Origin of the sequence: Rhizobium sp. BK456, from assembly GCF_014194045.1 — a bacterium.
Classification (GTDB): Bacteria; Pseudomonadota; Alphaproteobacteria; order Rhizobiales; family Rhizobiaceae; genus Rhizobium; species Rhizobium redzepovicii.
Genome location: NZ_JACIAO010000006.1, coordinates 362,810 through 381,122, shown reverse-complemented (window position 1 = coordinate 381,122; position 18,313 = coordinate 362,810). Strand labels below are relative to the sequence as shown.

The window sequence follows — 18,313 nt, the reverse complement described above, 5'->3', positions numbered from 1 at the left end:
CGGCGCCCGCGTCAGATCATCCTTTGTTCATCAAACAGGCCGCAAGTTCAACCATCAAGTCTCTTCGACGAACACCTCTTCGCGCTTCTTCTTGACGCTCGGCAGGAAGACCACGATCAGCACGGCGACCGCGATCGCCAGCAGCGTGGCGCTGATCGGCCGTGTGACGAAGGTCATCGGATCGCCGCGCGACAGGATCATCGCCCGCCGCAGGTTCTCCTCAAGCAGTGGCCCGAGCACAAAGCCGAGCAGGAGCGGCGCCGGCTCGCAGCGAAGCTTTGCCAGCACGTAGCCGATCAGCCCGAAGAAGGCGACGGCATAGAGGTCGTAGACATTGGCGTTGACGCTGTAGACCCCGATCGAGCAGAAGGCCATGATGACGGGGAAAAGCACGTAATAGGGCACGGTTAAGAGTTTCACCCAGAGCCCGATCAGCGGCAGGTTGAGGATAACCAGCATCAGGTTGCCGATCCACATCGAGGCGATGATGCCCCAGAACAGCGCCGGCTGCTCGGTGGCGACATTCGGTCCCGGGACGATCCCCTGAATGATCATCGCGCCGACCATCAGCGCCATGACGGGATTGGCCGGAATGCCAAGCGTCAAAAGCGGAATGAACGAGGTCTGCGCCCCTGCATTGTTGGCCGATTCCGGCCCCGCCACGCCGGCAACGGCGCCCTTGCCGAATTCCTCCGGCGTCTTCGACAGGCGTTTCTCCACCGTATAGGAGGCAAAGGAGGCAAGGATCGCGCCGCCACCCGGTAGAATGCCGAGCGCCGAACCGATCGCCGTGCCGCGAATGATCGGCGCAATCATTTCCTTGAATTCCTGACGAGACGGTAAAAGGCCGGACACCTTGGCCATCAGTACGGTACGTGTCGACTCGCCTTCGAGGTTGCGGAGGATTTCCGCCACGCCGAAGACACCGACGGCGAGCGCCACAAAATTCAGCCCGTCGGCATATTCGCGGATGCCGAGCGTGAAGCGCGGCGTGCCGGTATAGATGTCGGTGCCGACCAGACCGAGCAGCAACCCGAGCGCCACCATCGCTAAGGCCTTGACGACGGAGCCGTGCGCAAGCGCGATCGACGAAACGAGGCCGACGATCATCAGCGAGAAATATTCCGCCGAGCCGAATTGCAGCGCAATCGCGGTGAGCGGCGGCGCGAAGATCGCAACGAGGAAGGTCGAGACCGTGCCGGCAAAGAACGAACCGAGTGCTGCGATCGCAAGCGCTGCCCCCGCCCTGCCCTTGCGCGCCATCTGGTAACCGTCGATCGCGGTGACGGCGGAGGAGGATTCGCCCGGCATGTTGATGAGGATCGCCGTCGTCGAACCGCCGTACTGGGCGCCGTAATAGATACCGGCCAGCATGATCAGCGAGGAGACCGGTTCGAGCTGGAAGGTGATCGGCAAAAGCATGGCGATCGTCGCCGTGGCGCCGATACCGGGCAGCACCCCGATCAGCGTGCCGAGCAGCACGCCGATCAGGCAGAAAAGCAGATTGTCAAGAGTGCCGGCTGTCGCAAAACCGAGCGCGAGATTGCTGAAAAGGTCCATCATCGCCTCCTAGAACCGGACCCAGGGGCCGAAGCGCTCGAACGGCAGGCCGAGGCCATAGCTGAAAACCGCAACCGAAAAGACCGTCAGCAGCAGCGAAAGGATGATCGCGAAGAACACGTTCATCTTTTGCGATGCGAAGCAGGCGATGAACGCGGTAAAAAACAGCGCCGGCGCAAATCCGAGCCCGCGCACCGTCAGCCCGAAAAAGACGGGCGCTGGCAGGATGAAGAACATGCCGCGCCAGGCGAAGAGACCGATCGGCTCTCCCTCGACGCGCAACGCCTGAATGAAGATGATCGCGCCGAGAAGCACGAGCACGCAGGCCAGCACCAGCGGAAAATAACCGGGTCCCATGCGCACCGCCGTGCCGAGGTCGAGCCCCAGCGACTGGATGGCGAAGAAAGCGCCGGTCGCGACGAAAAGCCCGCCGCAGATCGCATTGGTCGTATCGAAACTGATGGATTTCATGGTGTCTCCTGGAGTTGGAGATGAAGCGTCGTTGCTGCAGCGATTTCCCCTCATCCGCCTGCCGGCACCTTCTCCCCGCAAGCGGGGAGAAGAGGATCCGCCGCCGGCCTCTGCCACTATTCTTCGGGCAGGTCCTCTCCCCGTTCAGGGTCGAAAGGACGGGTCGAGACCAGTGGCTCGACCCCGGTCGGGTTAGGGTGAGGGGCTATTCCTGGCACATCCCTCACTAGTCCGCATATTCCCCCGCAGCCTCGATCACGGGCTTCCAGCGGGCTATCTCGCTTTCAAGCTTGGCCTTCAGCGCAGCCGGCGTCGCATCGGCGTCGGAGGATGGCGTCGTGCCGAGCTCGGCGAAACGGGCACCGACATTCGGGTCCTTCAGAGCAACCTGCAGCGACTTCGACAGGCGTTCGTTGATGGCGGCCGGCGTGCCCTTCGGCGTGTAGATGCCGTGCCAGATGCCGACTTCGAAGCCTGGCAGGCCGGCTTCAACTGCGGTCGGAATGTCCTTCATCACGTCGAGGCGCTTCGGCGAGGTCACGGCATAGGCCTTGATCGTGCCGCCCTGGATCTGCTTGGTCGTGTTGGTCGTCTGGTCGCACATGACGTCGACCTGGCCGCCGAGAAGGTCGGTCATGGCAGGGCCGGTGCCCTTGTAGGGAACGGTCGTGAGCTGTGTCTGGATGGCGCTCATGAACATCATGCCGCACAGATGCGAGGCCGCACCGATACCGGCATTCGCGACCGTCACCTTGTCCTTGTTGGCCTTGACGTATTCGATCAGGGCCTTGAGGTCGGTCGGCTCGAAATCCTTGCGCGCGACGATCGTCATCGGCACCTCGGTGACGAGGCCGACATAGTCGAAGGCACCGAGCGTGTCATAGGCGAGCTTGCGGTAGAGCGTGGCGCTGGTCGCCATGCCGATATGGTGAAGCAGGATCGTGTAGCCGTCGGGATCGGCGCTCGCCACGCGGCCGGCGCCGAGCGTCCCGCCGGCGCCGCCGACATTTTCGACGACGATCTGCTGACCGAGATCCTTCGACATGGATTCGGCGACGAGGCGCGCGACGGTGTCGGTCGGGCCGCCGGCCGCAAAGGGCACTACCATGGTGATGGTGCGTTCGGGATAGGTCTGCGCCGAAGCGGCGCCGGCGAGAAGAGAGACTGCGGCAGCCGCGGTCAGGCCAAGCATGGCCTTCAGAATTTTCATCGTTTCCTCCCTGATGAAACAAGCAAGCCCGCCGACACATCCTCCGCGCCGGGCATGACCTATTTGCCGCCGGGAAAAACCGACCCGCAATCAGTGCGGCCACTTTCGACAGACGATTTTGCGTCAGTGCGATGCAGCATGGGTCGATTTGGAAACAAACGGCTTGTGCGATGGGTGGATTTCCACCCATAACGAACACAGGCAACCGCCGAGATTAGTCCTCGGTGGTCAGCATCCGCTTGTCGAGGCCATATTTCTGCATCTTTTCGTAGAGGGTCTTCCGGGAAATGCCGAGTGTCTCATAGACCGGCTTGAGGCTGCCGCCATGCGCCACCAGCGCGCTGGCAATGACACCCCGCTCGAATTCGGCGACGCGCTCCGCAAGCCCGGTCGCCTCGCCGGTCTGTGGGCCGCCATCGTCGAGACCGAGAACCAAACGGTCGGCCGCATTCCTCAGTTCACGCACATTGCCCGGCCAGTCGCGCTGGGCGATGTCGGAGATCACCTCGGGCGGCACGGCCACCTCGTCGCGGCCGTAGCGGGCGGCGGCTTCCCGCACCAACTGCAGAAAGAGCAGTGGAACGTCCGCCCGCCGCTGCGACAGCGACGGCACATGCAGCGTCGCAACGTTCAGCCGGTAGAACAGGTCGGCGCGGAAACGCCCCGCCGCCACCTCCGCCTCGAGATCCACCTTGCTAGTCGCGATAAAGCGCACGTCAAGTGCCACCGTCTCATTCGATCCCAACCGGGAAATCATCCGCTCCTGCAGCACCCGTAGGAACTTTGCCTGCAGGTCGAAGGGCATGGAGCCGATTTCATCAAGCAGAATGGTGCCGCCGCGCCCGTGTTCGAATTTTCCGTAACGCGGCCTTACCGCGCCCGGAAAGGCGCCGACCTCATGGCCGAAAAGCTCGCTCTCGATCAGGTTCGCCGGCAGGGCGGCGCAATTGATCGCGATGAACGGCCGGCTTGCCCGGCCGCTGATATCGTGGAGCGCCCGCGCCACCACCTCCTTGCCGGCTCCCGTCTCGCCGACAATGAGCGTATCGGCATCGCTCGCCCCGATCGCACGGATGCGATAGCGCAGGTCCACCATCACCTGCGTGCGCCCCGGCAGCCGCGCCTCGATATCGTCGCGTTTGCCGGCGACCGCCTTCAGCAGCCGGTTTTCAAGCACGAGGCCGCGCCGCTCCATCGCCCGGCGGATGACGCCGGCGAGCATTTCGGGCGTGAACGGCTTCTCGATGAAATCATAGGCGCCTTCGCGCATCGCCTTCACCGCAAGCTGCACGTCGCCGTGGCCGGTGACGAGAATGACCGGCACCTCCGGATCGATCTCGCGGATCTTCTGCATCAGCGTCATGCCATCAATGCCGGGCATGCGGATATCGCTGACGACGACGCCGGGAAAGCTGTAGCCGATCAGTTCCAGCACATGGTCGCCGTTGGAAAAGGTCTCGACGCTGAAGCCTGATAGTTCCAGCGCCTGCGCCGTCGAACGGCGCAACTCCTCCTCGTCATCGACCAGAAGGATCTTCGCATCGTTCATTCCGCCGCCTCCGGCATCAGCCCCGCCGCCGATTGCAGCTCGATGCGGAACACCGCACCGCCGTCAGGATGATTGCCGGCGGCAAGGCTGCCGCCGAAATCCTTGACGATATTGTAGGAGATCGAAAGCCCGAGGCCGAGACCCTTGCCAACGCCTTTGGTCGTGAAGAACGGGTCAAAGATGCGCTCGCCGATTGCCGGTGGCACGCCCGGCCCATGGTCGCGTACCGTCAACACCACCTTGCCGGCTTCCTCGAAGGCCGAAATCTCGATGCGCCTGTCGTCCAGGCCTTCCACGGCATCGGCCGCATTGGAAATCACATTCACCAGCACCTGCTGCAAACGCACCGAGCCGGCACGCACCACCGGCGGACGCGGCCCGAGATCGAGCAACAGCTCTGCATCCGCCGCCTTCAGCCGCCAGGCGATGATCTCGAGCGTATCGCGCATAGCCTCGTCGAGCGAAACAGGACCGAGCTTCTCGTTCGGCTTACGGGCGAAGTTGCGCAGGTGACGGCTGATCGATGCCATCCGGTCGATCAGGCCGCCGATGCGCCGGATATTGTCCCGCGCCTCCTCCGTCCGACCGCGATCAATGAGCACCGAGGCGCTGTCCGTATAGGTCTTGGCGGCGGCGAGCGGCTGGTTGAACTCGTGGGAAAGGGCAGCCGACATCTGTCCGAGACCGGCAAGTTTTCCGGCCTGGATGAGGTCGGCCTGGGTCTGGCGCAGCTGCTGCTCGGTCAACCGCCGCTCGGCTATTTCCTCTTCGATGCGGCTGTTAACGCGAGCAAGGTCGGCCGTGCGTTCCTCGACGCGTCGTTCCAGCTCGTTGCGGGCCTCGGCCTGCAACTGCATGCGCTCGGCAAGCCGCGCCCGCCGTTGGCGCAGAACTGCGACCGCAAGCCCGGCGATGCAGAGGATGAGAAAGACGGCCGCAAGCGCCGTGCGCGCCTGGGCGCGAATGGAACTCGTTTCCATCAGCACGTTCACCGTCCAATCTTCGGTCGGCATGTAGTGCGAGAGCACCAGATATTCGCTAGACCCGCGCTCGCCGTTAAGCGTCATCAGCTCATGCGGCTCAAAGCGCTGGCGCGACACCGGCAACTCTGTCAGCCTGGCATTGGCATAACGCCGCGACGCTTCCGTCCGTGCGATACGGTCAGCCGTCAGCGGCAGGATCGCCCCGTACAGCCATTCCGGGCTGCCCGACATGAAGATGATACCCTCCGGATCGGAGACGAAGATCTTGTATTCGCCGCCGCCCCAGGAGGCTTCGATCATGTCGATATCGACCTTGAAGACGATGACGCCACGAATATCCGCCTCCACCCTGATAGGCGCCGAGAAATAATAGCCGCGCTTTAGCGAGGTAGTGCCGAGTGCATAGAACCGCGCCTGCCGGCCTTCGATCGCGTCCTGGAAATAAGGCCGGTAGCTGAAATTCTGCCCGACGAAGCTTCCCGGTCCATCGTAATTGCTGGCCGCGATGGTCTCTCCATCAGGCTTGACCACATAAATGTCGGAGGATTTCAGCAGGCCGTTGATCTCCTTGAGATAGAGATTGGCCGCATCGCGCAAGACCGCATCCTCGGGTGCACTCACCAGTTCCTTGATGTCGTCGTGATCGGCGATCAGTGCCGGCAGCGCCTCGTAGCGGTTGAGGTGACCGCTGAGGGCCGAGACGGCAAGGCGCAACGCCGTTCCCGCCTGCGCCGAGGCTTCCCCCATATAGGCGCGCGTCGCGATCGCGCTTCCATAGGTGAAGAAGGCGAAGATGATCACCGGCACCACCAGCAACGCCGCTATCGCACGATATCTCGAAGACAGATCCGGCTCCTCCCCTTTCCGCCTCCACTCCCCAGTGAGGCATACCCAAGTCTAATAATACCGGCAGCGATTTCCAAGGGCCGTCGAACTTGACACCCGGCAAAGGCCGATATCCTATTGCTGCATCGCAAGGGAACCCTATCATGAGCGACGACAACACGCCCGCCGATAGCAAGCTCACCAGCTCCAAGCGGCGCTGGGCGGCTGAGGGCAAGTTCCTGACTGGTCGCATAGCCCGCCCTGAAACCGAGCGCCTGCCGCCCGGCCAGCACCTCGTCAAGAACTGGCCGGTGCTCGATCTCGGCCAGCAGCCCGTCATATCCACCGAAACCTGGCGTCTCGAAGTGCGCGGCCTTGTCGAAACCCCGCTCACCCTCACCTGGGCCAACTTCCACGCGATTGAGCAGAGCACCAAGGTCAGCGATATCCACTGCGTCACCACCTGGTCGCGCTACGACAACAAATGGAAGGGTGTTTCCACGCGCGATCTGCTCGATCTCGCCATGCCGAAGCCGGAAGCCGCTTACGTCATGCTGACGAGTTATGATGGCTATACCACCAACCTGCCGCTTGCCGACTTCGCCGCCGAGGACGCGATCCTAGTGACATCCTGGGAAGGCCTGCCGCTGACGCCGGACCACGGCGGCCCGATGCGCCTCGTCGTGCCGCATCTTTACTTCTGGAAAAGCGCCAAATGGCTGCGCCGCATCGAACTGATGCCGGAGGACGAAGCCGGCTTCTGGGAAAAGAACGGCTATCATATGTATGGCGATCCGTGGCGCGAGCAGCGCTATTCCGACGATTGAGTCTTCGGCCGCAGAAAGCGGCCCAGCGCAAGGACACCAAGCCCGAGCATCAAGGCGAGCGCCGTCAGCGACGCCATGCTGGCGGGATGAAGCGGCACCTTGCTCCAGCGTGGATTGACGAGACCGGCGGTGTTGAAGGCCTCGCCGCTGAACCGGCAGGTGATGAGCGCAAGCCCGCGCCGCACCATGTCGGCGTCGACCGCGGAAATGATTTCACTCGCCACAGCCCGCTCCCCTGGCATCTCGCGCATCGCCATCAACACAGCTTTCGTCGCCGCGAGGTAGGCGTGGGCGCATTCGTTGAAGGGACTTTCCTCGTCGGCCACGCTGCCCGGCATCCGCCCCCAAAGACGATAGGAATATTGGATTTCGGCATAGTTCAGAACGCGGCGGAAGGGCTCGTTTGTATCGACTGCGCGGGACGCCAGGCCGATAATTCGGCCGCGATAGTGCGAAATCACCGCCATCTCGCCATGCGAAATTTCTGGGATATCGAGACCCGCTTGGCTGCCGCCGGCGCTGCGACTATGAGCAAGGGCGTTTTCAGCAGGCATGCAAAAGAAGGCGGCGGCAAAGGCCGCCGACAGGATTGATATGGCTCTGCTGCTTTTCATGGTCGCTTGAAAACCCAAGGGCGCCGGCAAAACGGCGCCCTTCATTGCGTTCAGTGGAGTGCCGTTGCCGGCCGGCTCCGCTGGCCGCCCTTCGCAGCAAGCCGCTTTTCCGCCAGCGCCCCGAAGCCAAGGCCAAGTGTTGCCCAGAGGATCGCATGCATGGCGAGCGTTGTCGTCCGGAAACGCCAGAGCACCATGGCCGAGAAGTTCTCCGGCACCTCGTTGATCGGCGGCAGCAGATAGAGCACGAGCACGATGAAGACGAGATAGGCGATGCCGGCAATGATCGCGCCGTTCCAGAGGCCGAAACGCTCGGAAAGACGGCGCGACAGCGCCACCGCGGCAATCAGCGCGGCGAGCGAGACGACAATCATCAGGAAGAACAGCTCGGTCCTGACGCCGATCGTATCGGCATTGCCGACCGCCGGCGGGTTGGCCGGATATTTGATAGCGGGAACGAGCACGATCGCCACGTAGGCGAAAATGGCGATGACCGCCGAGGTGCCGCGCGCCGAAAGATTGCTGACGCGGCCGTGCACGAAAGCAAAAGCGAGCGCGAAAAGCCCGCCGACGGCGATGCTGTAAGCCATGACGCCGGTGAAAAGGCCGAGACCGGCCTGGGTGGCCCGGCTGACGATTTCAGGTTCGGCAGCTTCGCCGGCCGCCTGGGCGCTCGCCTCCTCGAAAGCGATCGCCGCATCGACCAGCGGCTCGCCGAAGACATGGGCGAAAACGAAAACGAGGATGCCACCGAGCAGCCCCGCGAGCATGCCGCGAAGGAGAAGGTTTCCAACCATGTCAATATCTCCCTAGTGGCAGGGAAAGCCAAGGAGATGGCGGGCGTCATGCACGAATTCGTGCACATACATGCCGTTGAACAGCGCCATCGCGCCTTCCTCGGTGCCAACGAAATAGATGGCGATAAGCATCAGCAGGCCGCCGAAGATCGCCCAGGGCAGGATTTCGCCGACGGGGATCGGGGCCGGCGCCGCGGCGGGCGCGAAAGTGGTGTCAGACATGTATTCCTCCGGAATGACGCGTTCAGTCGAAAGAGTGTTTGTGCGGTAAGGTCTGACTTCCAGCGTGAAAAAGCTTCAACACGCTGGTCACAGTGGCGCGACCGCGCCGGATTTCCACCGGCTTCCAAACCCGCAACAACACGGTTATATCTGCTCGCCGAAGAGACTGTCAACGAAACTTCACGAGCCGGCAAAGGGCCGTCCCACTGCACCCCGGGAGATCGGAAGACTGTGAATACGCGCCTCACCTGGATCTGCCACGGCGCGACGACGGCGAGCCGCAAGACGCTGTTCCCACTTGACGAACCGCTGGAAGGCAAGGCGGCGGAAGACGCCGGCCGGATGGCTGCCCCACCCCGCGCCGACCGTATCGCCACCAGCCCCGCTTTGCGCGCCCGCCAGACCGCTGACGCGCTCCGCCTCGAAGCCCGGATAGATCAGGCGCTGCGTGATTGCGACCATGGCCGCTGGGCCGGCAGGTCGATCACAACGATCGAGGCCGAAGAGCCGGGGAACCTCGTGGCCTGGATGAGCGATCCGGAAGCGGCCCCGCATGGTGGCGAAAGCCTTCTTGATCTCAGAACACGCGTCGCCGGCTGGATGGACGGTGAATCCGCCCTCGGCGGCCATGTGATTGCCATCAGCCACGCGGCCGTGATCCGGGCGGCGGTCGCCCATGTGCTTCAGGCGCCGCACTCCTCCTTCTGGCGGAGCGATATCGAGCCGCTCGCCATCGTTTGCATGACCAGCAATGGCAGCCGCTGGTCTCTGCGCTTTCCGTATTAGCGGCTCCTCATTTTATCCAGCCTTACACAAGCAAATCGCGTCATCTCTATTGAACCGGGTTTGACCGGGACTACTTCCTTTCCCAAGGAGATGGAAGAATGACATATGATTGGAGTGGGGAGCGCACGCGTCGTCTGCGTTTGATGCGTGTCGCCACAATCACGGTTCTGGTCGGTCTCATCGTCAGCGTTCCGCTGCTGATCGTCACCGCCTGAAGCACGAGAAAAGGCGAGCGATGCACCAGCACGCTCGCCTTCGTTCTTTCCCGTCCCGGCTCAGCATCCTCAGTCCCTCAACGGTGCAGCAACAGGCTGCCGCCTCCAAAAATTCGCCTTCTGGTTTCAACGAACATTTCAGACTTTCATGATAGTTCGGCAGATGGTGGAGATGGAGAAGGCCACATGCCGGTGTTTTTCCAGAGCAGGGCCGGAAGGCAATGCGTATCGATCGTCGGGCTTGGGATAACTCTCTGGCTCCTCGGCGCGCTTTTGCAGCTTGACGACAGCCTTGTCTTCTTCATGACCGGTTTCGGCGAATACGGCGCCGACAAACTCGTTCTGGCGCTTGGCATCGCCGGCGCCATGAGCTTCATCTATTCGGTGCTGCGCATCGCCGACCTGCGCAAGGAAACGGAACTGCGCGCCGCCGCCCAGGCGAAGGCCGATTGGACTGCGACCCACGACCATCTGACCAAGCTGCCGAACCGCTACGCCTTCGAACGCAAGATCCTCTCACGGCCGATCAAGGACGACGAGGACCAGATTGAGGAGTGGGACGAGAACGTCACGCTTTTCTCCGTCGATCTCGACGGCTTCAAGAAAGTCAACGATCTCGTCGGCCACAAGGGGGGCGACATTCTGCTGATCGAGGTTGCCCGGCGGATCTGCGCGCTCGGCAATGCCGATTGCGTCTATCGATTCGGCGGCGACGAATTCATCATTGTAGCCTTTGCCCTGACAGCGCAGCGGGAGGAGCGCTTTGCCAAGCTGCTGATCCAGGCGGTCACCAGGCCGATCCATATCGATGGTTTTGCCGTCGAAGTCGGCGCCAGCGTCGGCTACGACCGCTGGGCCGAGGGAACCGAACCGCTGGAGGATGCCGCTCATCGGGCCGACCTCGCCATGTACGAGGCGAAATCACGCGGCCCCAACCATTATTTCGTTTTCGAACCGGCCATGCAGGACAAGGTCACGGAACGCGCAGCGCTGGAAACCAGATTGCGCGCCGCAATCTCCAGCAAGGCGATCAAACCCTTTTATCAGCCGCTGATCGACCTGAAGACCGGTCAGCTCTGCGGCTTCGAGGCCTTGGCGCGCTGGATCAGTGACGATGGCGTCAACATACCGCCGCCTGTTTTCATCGATATCGCCGAGGAAAACGGGATGATCACCGCATTGTTCGAGGATCTTCTCGCCCAGGCCTGCAGCGACGCACTCACCTGGCCGGACCATGTGATGTTGTCCTTCAACGTCTCGCCGGTGCAGATGGAAGACAGGCTGCTGACGTCGCGTATTCTCAAAGTCCTTGCGGCAAGCCGGCTGCCGCCGCAGCGCCTGGAGGTGGAGATCACCGAGAACGCGCTGATCCAGGATCCCGTCGTCGCCGCCGTCATCCTCGACGAGCTGCACGCGGCCGGCATCCAGATCGCGCTCGACGATTTCGGCACGGGCTATTCGAGTCTGGCCCAGCTCGCCCGTTATCATTTCGACAAGATCAAGATCGACAAAAGCTTCATCGCCACCTATCGCGGCGACGAACGCCAGGAAAAGATCGTCCGCGCTATGCTTGGCCTCGGCCGGAGCCTCAACATCAAGACGACTGCCGAAGGCGTCGAGGAGCACGGCCAGCTTGCCTTCCTGCTGCAGCTTGGCTGCGACATCGGCCAAGGCTATCTTTTCGGCAAGGCAATGCCCGCCGCCGAGGCGGGCATCTTCATCAGCGATCGCAATGCCAGTCTGGCCTCCACGGCCTGACGCTATGTCTTAAAAAACTTGGCGCAGGATCACGAAGAGCACGAAGGCGATCGCGATCGAGGCCGGCAGGGTCAGCACCCAGGCCATTAGCATATTGCGCACGGTTGACCATTGCAGGCCGGAACCGTTCGCCGCCATAGTGCCGGCGACGCCTGACGACAGGACATGCGTGGTCGAGACCGGCAGGCCGAGGTGATCGGCCGAAGCGATGGTGACCATCGCCACGACTTCGGCTGCCGCGCCCTGGCCGTAAGTCAGGTGCGTCTTGCCGATCTTTTCGCCGACGGTGACGACGATGCGCTTCCAGCCCACCATCGTGCCGAGGCCAAGCGCGATCGCGACCGCCACCTTCACCCAAAGCGGGATGAACTTCGTCGCGTTGTCGACCGCCTTGTGGTAGTTCGTCACCGCGCTGAGATCGCCGGCATCCATCGGTAGCAGCTTCTGCTTGTCGATCAGCTTCAGCGCCTCGCCGATCAGGTAGATGTCGTTGCGGACGTTGCCGACGAGATTGGTCGGCACCGCTTCGAGCGTCGGGAAGGCCGCGACTTCGGCGCTTGTCCGATGGATATATTGCTGCAGGGCCGGTGTCGTCGCGTCCGTCCAGATCTTGTTCTTGACCGCGTTGCTGACCTCCGCCTTGTAGTCCGTGACGGTAACACCCGGCTTCACATATTTGGCGAGCGCGGATTCGACCTGGACCGATGCCGACTTGTAGGCCTCGAGATAGTTCACATCAGGCGTGCGGTTCAGCGCGAAGGCCGTCGGCACCAGGCCGATCAGGATGAGCATGATCAGACCCATGCCCTTCTGGCCGTCGTTGGAGCCGTGGGCGAAGCTGACGCCGGTGCAGGTGAAGATCAGGATCGCGCGGATCCAAAGCGGCGGCGGCTGGTTGCCCTTCGGTTCGGCATAGAGCGCATTGTTGCGCACCAGAAGCTTCATCACCAGCAGCAGAACAGCGGATAGACCGAAGCCGATCAGCGGCGAGATCAGCAGCGACAGGCCGATATTGGTCGCCTGCGACCAGTCGACACCGCTCGTCGCCGTGCCTGCCGGCGCCAGGAACTGATTGGCGAGGCCGACGCCGATGATTGATCCCACGAGCGTATGCGAGCTCGACGATGGCAGACCGAGATACCAGGTGCCGAGGTTCCAGACGATCGCGGCGATCAGCAGCGCAAAGACCATGGCAAGGCCGGAGCCGGAGCCGACCTGCAGGATCAGTTCCACCGGCAGCAGCGCCAGAATGCCGAAAGCGACGGCGCCGCTCGAGGTCAGCACCCCGAGGAAGTTGAAGAAGCCCGACCAGATGACGGCGAATTCGGCCGGCATGGAACGGGTGTAGATGACGGTGGCGACGGCATTGGCCGTATCGTGGAAACCGTTGACGAATTCGAAACCGAGCGCGATCAGCAGCGCAAGGCCGAGCAGAATCCAGGGAACGGCAACTGCGGTTGTCAGGTCGCGTCCGAGTGCATAGGCGACATATCCAAGACCGCAGACCAGAACGAGCGCGAAGAGCGGCAAGAACCATTTGCCTGATGAATTTGAGCTGTGGAGCGGGTGGGAAGTGTCGCTATGAACCTGGCTGGGGGCAATATCGGCCATGGCATAGTTCCTTATTCCGTTTTGCAAGTTTGCCTTTTGTTAATAGTTCCGCAGCATGAAGCTCTCGTGACGTGTTCGGGTCCGCTCCGTAACGCACTGACATCAGGCGATATTGGCCGTCGCAGACTTGCCGCCCGGCGCATCCTGTGAGATGCCGCGTCACATTCCCAGCCGGACAGGATGATATAGGATGTGCAGGGAGAAAATATGCGACGGGCGAACAGATGCCTTTCCGTCCGCTGCCCCGACCCTAAGTTCGGTCATCGTGACGACTGCGCGGAGCCCCGAAGATCATGTCATCGACCGACTTCCTCCTGACCTTCAATGCCGGCTCCTCCACGATCAAGATCGGCATCTTCGCCATGGATGGCGGCGAGGCGCGGCGAATCGGCAAGGGGGTGATCGATTTCCGCGCCGAACCGCTCTCGCTCGGTCTGAGCCAGGGAGCGCAGACGGTCGACATGCCGTTGAAGGCCGAGGTGACGGAAGACCTGCACGGCGTTATCGATGAGGTCCTCGGACTTCTCGCCGATCATTTCGACATTGCCGCCACCCGCGCCGCCGGCCACCGCGTCGTCCATGGCGGCGACCGTTTCACCGGTGCAATCGCCCTCGACGCAGCCGCAATCGATGGCGTCGATGCGCTGACGCCGCTGGCACCCCTGCATCAGCCGCAGGCGCTGCGGTTCATCCGAGCGCTCACGCATCTGAAACCGCATCTTGCCCAGACGGCGTCCTTCGACACCGCCTTCCATGCCACGCAGGACGATCTCGTTCGCCGCTTCGCCATTCCTCGTGCGTTGCATGCGGAAGGCATCAAGCGCTACGGCTTTCATGGCCTTTCCTATAAATTCATCGCCGGCGAGCTAACCCGCAAGGCGCCACAAGCGGCAAAGGCAGTGGTCGCCCATCTCGGCAGCGGCGCCAGCCTCTGTGCGCTCGATCAAGGCGTCAGCCGCGACTGCAGCATGGGCTTTTCGACGCTCGACGGCATCCCAATGGGGACGCGCCCGGGCTCACTCGATCCCGGCGTCATTCTGCATCTAGCCGGTCAGCGGAAACAATCCTTCGAAGAGATCGAAGACCTGCTCTATCACCGCTCCGGCCTGCTCGGGGTCTCCGGCATCAGCGCCGATATCCGCGACCTTTTGAACGACACACGGCCGGAGGCGCGCCAGGCAATCGACCTCTTCACGCTGCGCATTGCCGGCGAAATCGGCCGCATGGCTGTAACGCTCGGCGGCCTTGATGCAGTCGTCTTCACTGCTGGTATCGGCGAGCATCAGCCGGAGATCCGCGCCGGCGTAGCGAAACGGCTCTCCTGGCTCGGCCTTGCGGTCGACGAAAAGGCCAATATCGCCAATGAATTCACGATCAGCACCGGGGAAAGTCGTATCACCGCCCACGTCATCGCCACCGATGAGGAGCAGGTTATCGCCGACGAGGCGCTGTCCATTCTTGGCACTGGCTGATCGAGATCAAACAACATGCCGGCGCCAGCCGGTAGAACAAGCGTTAAAGACGTTTTCGAACGGGAGAAACCCATGGAGAAGCATGTCTCGACCGCCGCCCTGACCGACGCCGAACTCACCCTGACCGACCGCTATTGGCGAGCCGCCAATTATCTCTCGGTCGGGCAGATCTATCTGCTTGCCAATCCCCTGCTGCGCGAGCCGCTGAAACCGGAGCACATCAAGCCCCGCCTGCTTGGCCACTGGGGCACGACACCCGGCCTCAACTTCGTCTATGCGCATCTAAACCGTCTGATCCGCGCCCGCGATCTCGACGTCATATACATATGCGGCCCCGGCCATGGCGGGCCTGGTATGGTCGCCAATACCTATCTCGAAGGCAGCTACAGCGAGCTTTACCCTGACATATCCGAGGACGCCGAAGGCATGCGCAAGCTTTTCCGGCAATTCTCCTTCCCGGGCGGCATCCCGAGCCATGCAGCGCCAGAAACCCCCGGTTCCATTCACGAGGGCGGCGAACTCGGCTACGCCCTCGTCCATGCCTATGGCGCAGCCTTTGACAACCCCGATCTGATCGTCGCCTGCGTCGTCGGGGATGGCGAGGCCGAGACCGGGCCGCTGGCCGCCAGCTGGCATTCCAACAAATTCCTCAATCCTGCCCGCGACGGCGCCGTGCTGCCGATCCTGCATCTGAACGGCTACAAGATCGCCAACCCGACGATTCTCGGCCGTGCGGGTGACGATGACCTCCGGCGCCTCTTCGAAGGCTACGGCTACGAACCCTTCTTCGTCGAAGGACACGAGCCGCACGACATGCATCAGCAGATGGCGGCGACAATGGACCAGGTCTTCGACGGCATCCGCGAGATCCAGAAGCAGGCCCGCAACGGTCAGGCCGCGAAGGGCTGCCCGCGCTGGCCGATGATCGTGCTGCGTAGCCCCAAGGGCTGGACGGGCCCGAAGGAGGTCGACGGCAAGAAGGTGGAAGGCTTCTGGCGCGCTCATCAAGTGCCGGTATCCAACTGCCGCGGAAACGATCGCCATCGTAATATCCTCGAGGATTGGATGCGCAGCTACGATCCGGAAGATCTTTTCGGCACCGACGGCCGGCTGAAGCCCGAGCTGCGGGCACTCGCCCCTGCCGGCAAACGTCGCATGGGCGCCAATCCCCACACCAATGGCGGCTTGCTTCGCAAAGAACTCGATGTTCCCGATATAAGCGACTATGCGGTCGATATCGGCAAGCGCGGCAGCGCCATGGTGCAGTCGACGGAGATCCTCGGCCATTACCTGCGCGACACGATGAAGCGCAACGCGGAGGCTGCCAACTTCCGTATCTTCGGCCCCGATGAGACGGAATCGAACCGTCTCGGCAGCGTCTTCGAAGTCACCGACCGCATCTGGATGGAAGGTATCGAACCCTACGATATCAACCTCTCCCGGGATGGGCGCGTCATGGAGGTGCTCTCCGAACATCTCTGCCAGGGCTGGCTGGAAGGCTACCTGCTGACCGGCCGGCACGGCCTCTTCTCCTGCTACGAGGCCTTCATCCACATCATCGATTCCATGTTCAACCAGCACGCCAAATGGCTGAAGGTGACGCGCGAGCTCGAATGGCGAAAGCCGATCTCATCGCTGAACTATCTGCTGACGTCGCATGTCTGGCGCCAGGACCATAACGGCTTCAGCCATCAGGATCCGGGTTTCGTCGATCTCGTCGCCAACAAGAAGGCCGACATCGTCCGCATTTATCTGCCGCCGGATGCCAACACCCTGCTCTGGGTCGGCGACCATTGCCTGCGCACCTACGATCGCATCAACGTCATCGTCGCCGGCAAACAGCCGGAACCGCAATGGCTGTCGATGGACGAGGCGGTGAAACACTGCGAGGCCGGCATCGGCATCTGGCGCTGGGCGAGCAACGAGGAAGACACGATTTCTCCCGACCTCGTCATGGCCTGCGCCGGCGACGTGCCGACCCTGGAAACGCTCGCTGCCGTCGACCTTTTGCGCAAGGCCATTCCGGAACTGAAGATTCGCACCGTCAACATCGTTGATCTGATGGCACTGCAATCCAAAGATCAGCATCCGCACGGCCTGACCGATGAGGCCTTCGATGCGATCTTCACATCAGACAAGCCGGTGATTTTCGCCTATCACGGCTATCCCTATCTTATTCACCGGCTGACCTATAAACGCACCAACCACCGCAACATTCATGTCCGCGGCTTCATCGAGGAGGGCACGACGACGACACCCTTCGACATGACCGTCCTCAACCAACTCGACCGCTTCCACCTCGCCATCGAAGCGATCGAACGCGTCCCGGGTCTCAAGGAGAAGGCGTCGGATGCACTCACCGCCTTCCGTGGCCAGCTTGCCAAGCATCACGACTATGTCAGGGAGTATGGCGAGGACATGCCAGAGGTGCAGAACTGGACGTGGCCGGCGGCATAACGGATCCGAGCTCGGGAATGCGTCGTAGGTCAATGCCCGAAACCTATGCGCGCTCGAGCCGAACCTTCTCTTTCACGCGCCAGACCCGCGGCGTTTCTCCCGTATATTTGAGAAAGAAGCGCGAGAAATAGGCGGGGTCGGCAAAGCCGAGCCGGAAGGAGATCTCCTGAACGCTGCTGAGCGTAAAAACGAGCTGCCGTTTTGCCTCCTCGATGAGTTTGCCGGCGATCAACTCGTGTGGGGTACTGCCGGTCGTCGACCGAACGATGCGGGTGAGATGCGTCGGCGAAATTCCAAGCTCGCTGGCGTAGAAGGAAGCGGGCTTGTGCGATCGAAAATGTTGTTGAAGAAGCTCGTTGAGTATCTCCATGCGCCGCTCATTCTCATTCGACACAAGCTCATAACTGTTTCCCTCATGGGAAATTCTCGCCGTCAGCCGCAGCGCCAGAGCAACGTAAGCGCCGAGCGTCTCGTTGCGGCCGCTGCGGCGATTTTCGAACTCGTCGCCCAGCCGCCGCAACGTCTGCATGACATAGGCAGCCTCGGCATTGTCAGGATCGAGCGGTGTCAGATGCGGCGTCGCCAGCCATTCGCCGAACTGGCTTCGGTCGCCGAGCGGGTGATGGGACCGCAACAGGGTGATGACGAGACCGTCGATATCGCGCGAAAAGCGAAAGCCGTGGTTGAGCCCGGGCGGCACGGTGATGATTGCCGGCGGGCGGATGGTATAGCTCTTTTCGCCGAAGATCGCATCGCCCGAGCCGCTTTCGATGTACAATATTTGAAAGAAGCTCTCATGGCGGTGCAGGCGGATTTCCCATTGATGCAAGCTGCTGCGGGAGCGAATTGTTTCGCAATGCAACCAAAAATCCGGGCCTCGCGCGGTATTTTCGCCATAGAGATCGTAGGTCGGTACAGGCCTGCTCATCGGGCTCCTCCCGCGCAATGTTCGATTA

General features: G+C 62.1%; 15 protein-coding genes and 1 riboswitch. Of the genes, 5 read left to right on the top strand and 10 right to left on the bottom strand.

The features are described 5' to 3' along the window. Positions 1 to 54: 54 nt before the first annotated feature. From FHX03_RS19585 to FHX03_RS19565, 5 genes are all read right to left on the bottom strand, one after another. Positions 55 to 1,560, bottom strand: coding sequence for a tripartite tricarboxylate transporter permease (locus tag FHX03_RS19585; protein ID WP_097629277.1), 1,506 nt, complete (start codon positions 1,558 to 1,560; stop codon positions 55 to 57). A 9-nt stretch (positions 1,561 to 1,569) separates the two neighbouring features. Further along, on the bottom strand, positions 1,570 to 2,031 hold the full coding sequence (locus FHX03_RS19580; RefSeq protein WP_088937727.1) for a tripartite tricarboxylate transporter TctB family protein: 462 nt from the start codon (positions 2,029 to 2,031) through the stop codon (positions 1,570 to 1,572). Positions 2,032 to 2,257: 226 nt separating this feature from the next. Continuing rightward, positions 2,258 to 3,241, bottom strand: a complete 984-nt coding sequence (locus FHX03_RS19575; protein ID WP_097629276.1) for a tripartite tricarboxylate transporter substrate-binding protein — start codon at positions 3,239 to 3,241, stop codon at positions 2,258 to 2,260. A gap of 214 nt (positions 3,242 to 3,455) precedes the next feature. Then, entirely contained in the window at positions 3,456 to 4,790 is a 1,335-nt protein-coding gene (locus FHX03_RS19570; protein ID WP_097629275.1) for a sigma-54-dependent transcriptional regulator, read from the bottom strand. Then, on the bottom strand, positions 4,787 to 6,583 hold the full coding sequence (locus FHX03_RS19565; RefSeq protein ID WP_375166073.1) for an ATP-binding protein: 1,797 nt from the start codon (positions 6,581 to 6,583) through the stop codon (positions 4,787 to 4,789). The genes FHX03_RS19570 and FHX03_RS19565 overlap by 4 nt, the downstream gene beginning before the upstream one ends. A gap of 179 nt (positions 6,584 to 6,762) precedes the next feature. Here FHX03_RS19565 and FHX03_RS19560 point away from each other — a divergent pair, with 179 nt between their 5' ends. Continuing rightward, the gene (locus tag FHX03_RS19560; protein WP_131711041.1) at positions 6,763 to 7,425 is read left to right on the top strand and encodes a sulfite oxidase-like oxidoreductase; all 663 of its coding nucleotides are present in this window, start codon (positions 6,763 to 6,765) and stop codon (positions 7,423 to 7,425) included. Here the strand turns inward: FHX03_RS19560 and FHX03_RS19555 are convergent. The 3 genes from FHX03_RS19555 to FHX03_RS19545 are packed head-to-tail and all read right to left on the bottom strand — an operon-like array spanning position 7,410 to position 9,058. Continuing rightward, complete coding sequence (locus FHX03_RS19555; protein ID WP_183855039.1) at positions 7,410 to 8,039, bottom strand: hypothetical protein; 630 nt, start codon at positions 8,037 to 8,039, stop codon at positions 7,410 to 7,412. The genes FHX03_RS19560 and FHX03_RS19555 overlap by 16 nt on opposite strands. A gap of 50 nt (positions 8,040 to 8,089) precedes the next feature. Continuing rightward, a complete protein-coding gene (locus tag FHX03_RS19550; RefSeq protein WP_183855037.1) occupies positions 8,090 to 8,836 on the bottom strand; it encodes a CbtA family protein in 747 nt (248 codons plus the stop codon). A 12-nt stretch (positions 8,837 to 8,848) separates the two neighbouring features. After that, entirely contained in the window at positions 8,849 to 9,058 is a 210-nt protein-coding gene (locus tag FHX03_RS19545) for a CbtB domain-containing protein (protein ID WP_097629271.1), read from the bottom strand. 12 nt (positions 9,059 to 9,070) lie between these two features. Then, positions 9,071 to 9,213: riboswitch (adenosylcobalamin (AdoCbl) riboswitch) on the bottom strand. Positions 9,214 to 9,289: 76 nt separating this feature from the next. Here FHX03_RS19545 and FHX03_RS19540 point away from each other — a divergent pair. Next, a complete protein-coding gene (locus FHX03_RS19540; RefSeq protein ID WP_183855035.1) occupies positions 9,290 to 9,844 on the top strand; it encodes a histidine phosphatase family protein in 555 nt (184 codons plus the stop codon). Between the two features lie 401 nt (positions 9,845 to 10,245). Continuing rightward, a complete protein-coding gene (locus tag FHX03_RS19535; protein ID WP_097629269.1) occupies positions 10,246 to 11,817 on the top strand; it encodes a putative bifunctional diguanylate cyclase/phosphodiesterase in 1,572 nt (523 codons plus the stop codon). Between the two features lie 9 nt (positions 11,818 to 11,826). Here FHX03_RS19535 and FHX03_RS19530 read toward each other — a convergent pair whose 3' ends face one another. Beyond that, positions 11,827 to 13,428 (bottom strand): inorganic phosphate transporter, encoded by a 1,602-nt coding sequence (locus FHX03_RS19530; RefSeq protein ID WP_183855033.1) that lies wholly within the window; start codon positions 13,426 to 13,428, stop codon positions 11,827 to 11,829. A 293-nt stretch (positions 13,429 to 13,721) separates the two neighbouring features. Here FHX03_RS19530 and FHX03_RS19525 point away from each other — a divergent pair, with 293 nt between their 5' ends. Both FHX03_RS19525 and FHX03_RS19520 read left to right on the top strand, forming a co-directional pair. Beyond that, positions 13,722 to 14,900, top strand: a complete 1,179-nt coding sequence (locus tag FHX03_RS19525; protein WP_183855031.1) for an acetate/propionate family kinase — start codon at positions 13,722 to 13,724, stop codon at positions 14,898 to 14,900. Positions 14,901 to 14,972: 72 nt separating this feature from the next. Beyond that, positions 14,973 to 17,357 (top strand): phosphoketolase, encoded by a 2,385-nt coding sequence (locus FHX03_RS19520; RefSeq protein WP_183855030.1) that lies wholly within the window; start codon positions 14,973 to 14,975, stop codon positions 17,355 to 17,357. Positions 17,358 to 17,400: 43 nt separating this feature from the next. On the opposite strand, the gene FHX03_RS19515 is transcribed toward FHX03_RS19520, so the two are convergent. Further along, positions 17,401 to 18,285 (bottom strand): helix-turn-helix domain-containing protein, encoded by an 885-nt coding sequence (locus tag FHX03_RS19515; RefSeq protein WP_183855029.1) that lies wholly within the window; start codon positions 18,283 to 18,285, stop codon positions 17,401 to 17,403. Positions 18,286 to 18,313: the final 28 nt, after the last annotated feature.

What these genes read in the sequence shown, in the direction of transcription:
- FHX03_RS19580 (WP_088937727.1), bottom strand. Translation starts at nt 2,031, where the DNA reads ATGAAATCCATCAGTTTCGATACGACCAATGCGATCTGCGGCGGGCTT.
- FHX03_RS19515 (WP_183855029.1), bottom strand. Translation starts at nt 18,285, where the DNA reads ATGAGCAGGCCTGTACCGACCTACGATCTCTATGGCGAAAATACCGCG.
- FHX03_RS19550 (WP_183855037.1), bottom strand. Translation starts at nt 8,836, where the DNA reads ATGGTTGGAAACCTTCTCCTTCGCGGCATGCTCGCGGGGCTGCTCGGT.
- FHX03_RS19585 (WP_097629277.1), bottom strand. Translation starts at nt 1,560, where the DNA reads ATGGACCTTTTCAGCAATCTCGCGCTCGGTTTTGCGACAGCCGGCACT.
- FHX03_RS19555 (WP_183855039.1), bottom strand. Translation starts at nt 8,039, where the DNA reads ATGAAAAGCAGCAGAGCCATATCAATCCTGTCGGCGGCCTTTGCCGCC.
- FHX03_RS19525 (WP_183855031.1), top strand. Translation starts at nt 13,722, where the DNA reads ATGTCATCGACCGACTTCCTCCTGACCTTCAATGCCGGCTCCTCCACG.
- FHX03_RS19575 (WP_097629276.1), bottom strand. Translation starts at nt 3,241, where the DNA reads ATGAAAATTCTGAAGGCCATGCTTGGCCTGACCGCGGCTGCCGCAGTC.
- FHX03_RS19570 (WP_097629275.1), bottom strand. Translation starts at nt 4,790, where the DNA reads ATGAACGATGCGAAGATCCTTCTGGTCGATGACGAGGAGGAGTTGCGC.
- FHX03_RS19520 (WP_183855030.1), top strand. Translation starts at nt 14,973, where the DNA reads ATGGAGAAGCATGTCTCGACCGCCGCCCTGACCGACGCCGAACTCACC.
- FHX03_RS19545 (WP_097629271.1), bottom strand. Translation starts at nt 9,058, where the DNA reads ATGTCTGACACCACTTTCGCGCCCGCCGCGGCGCCGGCCCCGATCCCC.
- FHX03_RS19535 (WP_097629269.1), top strand. Translation starts at nt 10,246, where the DNA reads ATGCCGGTGTTTTTCCAGAGCAGGGCCGGAAGGCAATGCGTATCGATC.
- FHX03_RS19530 (WP_183855033.1), bottom strand. Translation starts at nt 13,428, where the DNA reads ATGGCCGATATTGCCCCCAGCCAGGTTCATAGCGACACTTCCCACCCG.
- FHX03_RS19560 (WP_131711041.1), top strand. Translation starts at nt 6,763, where the DNA reads ATGAGCGACGACAACACGCCCGCCGATAGCAAGCTCACCAGCTCCAAG.